Annotated in this window: 6 protein-coding genes and 2 tRNA genes; 7 read left to right on the top strand and 1 reads right to left on the bottom strand. The window is 46.6% G+C overall.

Annotated elements, in window-relative coordinates:
• The 7 genes from ACQY26_RS03175 to ACQY26_RS03145 all read left to right on the top strand — a co-directional run.
• The coding region (locus tag ACQY26_RS03175; RefSeq protein WP_428047642.1) for an alpha-2-macroglobulin family protein at positions 1–2,197 on the top strand (2,197 nt) is incomplete at its 5' end.
• A 144-nt stretch (positions 2,198–2,341) separates the two neighbouring features.
• Entirely contained in the window at positions 2,342–2,956 is a 615-nt protein-coding gene (gene plsY / locus ACQY26_RS03170; protein ID WP_428047641.1) for a glycerol-3-phosphate 1-O-acyltransferase PlsY, read from the top strand.
• Complete coding sequence (locus tag ACQY26_RS03165; RefSeq protein ID WP_428047640.1) at positions 2,943–3,968, top strand: NAD(P)H-dependent glycerol-3-phosphate dehydrogenase; 1,026 nt, start codon at positions 2,943–2,945, stop codon at positions 3,966–3,968. Before plsY ends, ACQY26_RS03165 begins: the two co-directional genes overlap by 14 nt.
• Positions 3,961–4,221, top strand: a complete 261-nt coding sequence (locus tag ACQY26_RS03160; protein ID WP_428047639.1) for an HU family DNA-binding protein — start codon at positions 3,961–3,963, stop codon at positions 4,219–4,221. The genes ACQY26_RS03165 and ACQY26_RS03160 overlap by 8 nt, the downstream gene beginning before the upstream one ends.
• Positions 4,222–4,225: 4 nt before the next feature.
• On the top strand, positions 4,226–4,579 hold the full coding sequence (locus ACQY26_RS03155) for a MerR family transcriptional regulator (RefSeq protein WP_428047638.1): 354 nt from the start codon (positions 4,226–4,228) through the stop codon (positions 4,577–4,579).
• 56 nt (positions 4,580–4,635) lie between these two features.
• Positions 4,636–4,710 (top strand) — tRNA-Pro (locus tag ACQY26_RS03150).
• Positions 4,711–4,735: 25 nt separating this feature from the next.
• Positions 4,736–4,811: transfer RNA gene (locus tag ACQY26_RS03145), tRNA-Pro, on the top strand.
• A gap of 78 nt (positions 4,812–4,889) precedes the next feature.
• On the opposite strand, the gene ACQY26_RS03140 is transcribed toward ACQY26_RS03145, so the two are convergent.
• Positions 4,890–5,096 (bottom strand): ankyrin repeat domain-containing protein, encoded by a 207-nt coding sequence (locus tag ACQY26_RS03140; protein WP_428047637.1) that lies wholly within the window; start codon positions 5,094–5,096, stop codon positions 4,890–4,892.
• Positions 5,097–5,121 lie beyond the last annotated feature (25 nt).

The following is a 5,121-nucleotide window of genomic DNA, read 5'->3' as shown; positions in this document are numbered from 1 at the left end:
AAAAAACGGATTTTCGGAATTTACGTTTACGCTTCCGCAGAGCATAGGGCAATGGAGCATCCTCGCCGCGGCGTTTACAAAAAACGTAAAAACCGGCAAGACGGATTTTTCTTTCGTTACAAGAAAAGACCTTATGATAAGCCTTGAAGCCCCGCGCTTCTTAAGAACTGGCGACGAAATAGAACTTCAGGCTTTGGTTAGCAATACGACGGACAAACCGATTTCCGCGGAAGTTAACCTTACGGCCAATTATGACTGCTCCGAAAAAGCGGGCGCGTGCCGGGTTCTTGAATACCCCGCGCAAAACGTAACCGTAGCGGCAAAAAGCCAAAGCATGGTAAAATGGGCTTTCAAAGCGCCGCAGGAAGGCGCGGATATAATGTTCTCCGCAACGGCCAAAAGCGCGGCTTTAAGCGACGGCGAAATCAAAACCGTAGCCTTACTGCCCAGCTTGCAGCAGCTTACCTCAAGCAGAACCGTAGCATTGAAAAAAGGCGTAAACAAACTCTTCTTGGGCGGCGTAGACCAAAACGCCAAAATAGAAGCCGTACACATAACGGTTTCCCCCTCTTTGCTTATGCCGGTACTCAATGCAATGCCTTTGTTGGTAAAAGCAAACAGGACTTCCGCCACTTACGCGGCGAACTCCTACCTGCCTTTGGCTATCTTCAGCAAGCTCTACAACGATTACCCTCAGCTTAAAGAAGCCGCGGCCAAACTGCCCAAACGCGAAAGCGTAATGCCAGCATGGAGCGCAAACGAGGAACTGCTCTTAAACGACGTCGCGCAAAGCCCGTGGTACCTTTTGAGCAAAGGCTTCAACAAAAATCAAGCCGTTATAGACTTGTTTGACGCCAAACTCGTAGAAGAGCAAAAAGCCCAGGCCGAAAAAGATTTGGCCCGTTTTCAAAACGGCGACGGCGGTTATGCGTGGGTTAAAGGCGGAAGCAGTACGATATTTATTACTTTAAACGTACTGGAAAGCTTCGCCCAAGCTTACCGCTACGGAGTTAAAATTGATGAAAAAGCCGCCAAAAAAGCCTTAAAGTATATTACGTCAAAATTTGACTCCAAAGATTCAACCGTCGGCGTATATATGGCTTACGTACTTACGGCCTTCCCTAAAGAGTGGGACGCAAAAGCTTATCAGCTTGCGGTTAAAACCATGCAGGAATTTGAAAAACATCCTCTTCAAACGCCTTTGGCTTACGCTTACGCCGCTTCCGTATATAAACGTTTAGGCAATACGGAAAAGGCAAAACTGCAGATAGACCGCTTGTTTGATATGTCCACGGAATCCGACATAACCGGCATAGCCTGGACTTTGGAAGACCGCACTTGGCAGTGGTTTGAAGACGGCATAACCCTCCACGCTGCGGCCTTGCAGGCATTAAACGAGTTTGACCCGCAGGATGAACGCATCAACGGCCTTGCCAAGTGGCTCATATTCAATGAAAAGGCCGAAGCATGGGGCAATCCTCAAAGCGCGGCAAAAGCGGTTTACGCGCTTATGGGCATAATGATTAACGCCAATGCGCTTGAACAGACTAAGATATTCACAACGGAATGGAACGGCAAAACCACAAAAGTTACCGTACAGCCTTATGACGTAAATCCTTCCGGCCTGACGCTTAGCGCATATGGGGACGAAATAACGCCGAACGTCTTTAAAGCTTCAATCAACAAGGCGGTGCTTACTATGGAAACCCCCGCTAAGGACTTTGACGATTACGCCACCATAACCGCGCTGTTCACCACCGATACGCCTTTGGCTTCTTCCAAAGACGGGTTGATTGCGGCCGATAAAGAATATTATCTTATCAAAGACGGCAAAGCCCGCAAAATAAAAGAAGGCGAAGCCCTCGCCGCCGGCGATCAGGTGGAAGTCCGCCTGACTTTAAAGAGCCAGTCCGCGTTTGATTTCGTGGTGGTAAGCGATCCCAAACCGGCCGCTTTTGAAGCAGATAAGCTTCTTTCCGGCTGGAAATACGACGGACAGCTGCCCAGGTATGAAGAACTTAAAGCGAACGTAACGAACTTCTTCCTGCAGAATCTGCCCAGAGGCGCTTATGAACTAAAATACACTATAAGGCCCACTTCCGCCGGGACGTTTACCTCCGGCGCGGCGACGATTCAAAGTATGTATATGCCGGAAGTTTCGGCACACAGCGCCGGCTTTAAAGTGAAAGTAAAATAAAAGCCTTGCATTTGTTTTAAGACCGCCCGCAAAAAGCGGGCGGTTTTTATTTGCCGAAACTATCCCCCTTCTGCCGAATAAAAGCCCCTCATTTAACAAGCAAATAGTTATTGCAACTCTATAAAATTTAATATAATAAGATATATGACGAATTTAATACTCTTGCTGGTAAGTTATCTTATAGGCGGTATACCTTCCGGCTATTTGATAACCAAAAAACTCAAAGGCTTTGACATAAGAAATTACGGTTCCGGCAATCCCGGCGCCGCCAACGTATACCGAACCGTAGGCAAATGGGCCGGAATAAGCACCTTTCTATGCGACGCTTTTAAAGGCGCGCTGGCCGTGGAATTGGCAAAATATTTTGCGCCGGAATCCCAATATATGCCGCTTATATGCGGTTTCGTGGCCATTTGCGGACATATGTGGACTGTTTATTTGAAATTCCGCGGCGGCAAAGGCGTTGCCACTTCCGCCGGAGTCTTCGGCGCGCTGCTGCCCGTTCCTACGGCGATAGCTTTCGCTTCTTTCGCCATTGTCGTTTGGAAGACCGGCAGAATATCGCCCGGATCCATTTTGGCGGCCGTAGTACTGCCGCTGACAAGCTTCTTTATAGGCAATCATCCTATTGGCTACAGTATAGTTTGTACTGTGGTAGGTATTATAGTGATTTACAAACATATACCCAATATTAAGCGCATGCTTAACAAAAGCGAACTAGCTTTTGAAGACGGTTCCAAAAAAAATGCAAATAAATAAAATAACGGTTTTAGGCGCAGGCGTATGGGGCAGCGTTATCGCCCAGCATATGGCGCGCATAGGTTTTAAAGTAACGGTATGGGAATACTCAAAACAACTGCTTGAAGCCATAAAAGCAAACGGCGGTGGGCATCCCAATATCCCCGATTTTAAATTTCATAAAAATATTACCCTCACCGGCAGCGAAGAAGAAGCCGTAAAAGATACCGATATGCTGGTTTTTGTAATATCCTCAAAAGCGGTGCGCTCGTTCTGCGCAAAAATAAAACCGCTGCTCAACGGGAAAGTTATACCCGCGATAAGCGCGTCAAAAGGGCTTGAAGACAAAACCTTTAAGACCATGTGCGAGATTATCGAAGAAGAACTGCCCCAGCTTAAAGATTATGTTTTCGCTTTCAGCGGGCCCAGCTTCGCCTTGGAAGTGGCAAGGAATATCCCCACAAAAATAATTTTGGCGGGCCATAACGGCGTTTTGATGGACGAACTTAAACAAAAGTTAAGCTTCCCGCCGATAATATTGGAAACCTCTTTCGACCGCCGCGGAGCGGAATTCGGCGGAGCTATAAAAAACGTAGTGGCCATAGGCTGCGGTTTGCTTGACGGCATAGGCGACGGTGCAAACACCAAAGCCGCCCTTTTAACCCAGGCGATGCAGGAGCTCAACGCAATAATGGTAAGCCAGGGCTGCACCACCGAAGCCGTCTACGGCCTTTGCGGGCTGGGCGACGCCGTATTGACGGGTATGTCCGCCATTTCCAGGAACAGAAGACTCGGCGAAAAGCTGGGCCAGGGCCTCTCCCTGCAGCAAGCCAAAGAACAAGTCGGCACCATAGCCGAAGGCGCAAACTCTGTGCAAAGCGTCTATGATTTAATACAGAAAAACAAACTCAACTGCCCCGTGATTACGGCTATTTGGAAAATAGTAATTAAAGGCGAAAAGCCCTCCGTTCTCATCCGCGCGCTGGGTTTTAAAAACGATTTACGACACTCGGAGGAAGACTCACATGAATAAGGAAGACATAATACAGGAACTCTCCAAACATCTTTTTGACAAAAAACAGGCCAAAGCCGCCGTGGAACATACCATTCAAATAATGAAAGATGCGCTTAAAAAAGGCGATAAAGTCGTGCTTTCAAACTTCGGCACTTTTAAAACCAAGGAAAGCCGCCCCATAAGCCTTAAAAACCCCAAGACTGGCAAAGCAATACCCGTGCCGGCAAAAACGCGCATAAGATTTAAAGCGTCTGAAAACATTTTAAAGTAAATATATGAATATTGAGGAACTGCAGAACAAAGAATATTTTACAATAGGCGAGGCCGCCAAGCTTTGCTCGGTTCCGGAATATACGATAAGATATTGGGAAAAGACTTTTAATCTTCTTCGCCCCATACGCAAAGAAAGCAAACACAGAAGATACACCAAAGCTGATATAAACACAATACTGAAGATAAAAGAACTTACCCAGCGCCATAAAATGACGCTTGAAGGCGCAAAAAAACATCTCAGCCGTTACATGGCTTTGGGCGCAAAACCCAAGGACGCCAAGACGGGTTACACAGTGAAAGACGTAAATTTTTTAAAAGAAATTAAAGAAACTCTTTCACAAATCATAAAAGAATGATAAAATATATGTGTAAGGAAAATTAAAGCACCCAAACCTTACAAAGATGCAATTATCGGGGAGTGGCTTAGTGGTATAGCGCTCGCTTGGGGTGCGAGAGGTCCCGAGTTCGATTCTCGGCTCCCCGACCATTTTAAATTAGAATACAATCATATACGGGGCGTAGCGCAGCTGGTAGCGCGCACGGTTCGGGACCGTGAGGTCGCTGGTTCAAATCCAGTCGCCCCGACCATTTTTTAGGGCACTTTTTGTGAAGTGTCCTTTTTGTTGGCTGATTTTCCCCTCTCTCGTCGAGGTTTTTGGGTAGCTTTTATCCGTCCGGGTCATAGAGTGCTTTTAGGTGGGCAGAAAAAAGGCCCATTTCGGGCAATTGTTGCTCAATAGCCAAAAACAGTGCGGATTTGCCTTCTTCATTTTTTGCGTTTACGTCTGCACCTTTGGCAAGTAAATTTTTTACTTCTTCTATATCGCCTTCTTCCATTGCGTGAAATAAAGCTAAAGTTTGATTATTTTCCATCTTCTTCTCCACTTTTTTTTACCAA

The sequence above is a fragment of the Candidatus Proelusimicrobium excrementi genome (genome assembly GCF_937881865.1).
Taxonomy (GTDB): Bacteria; Elusimicrobiota; Elusimicrobia; order Elusimicrobiales; family Elusimicrobiaceae; genus Proelusimicrobium; species Proelusimicrobium excrementi.
Note: the sequence above shows the minus strand (reverse complement) of the source record. Positions and strands in the feature narration are given on the sequence as shown.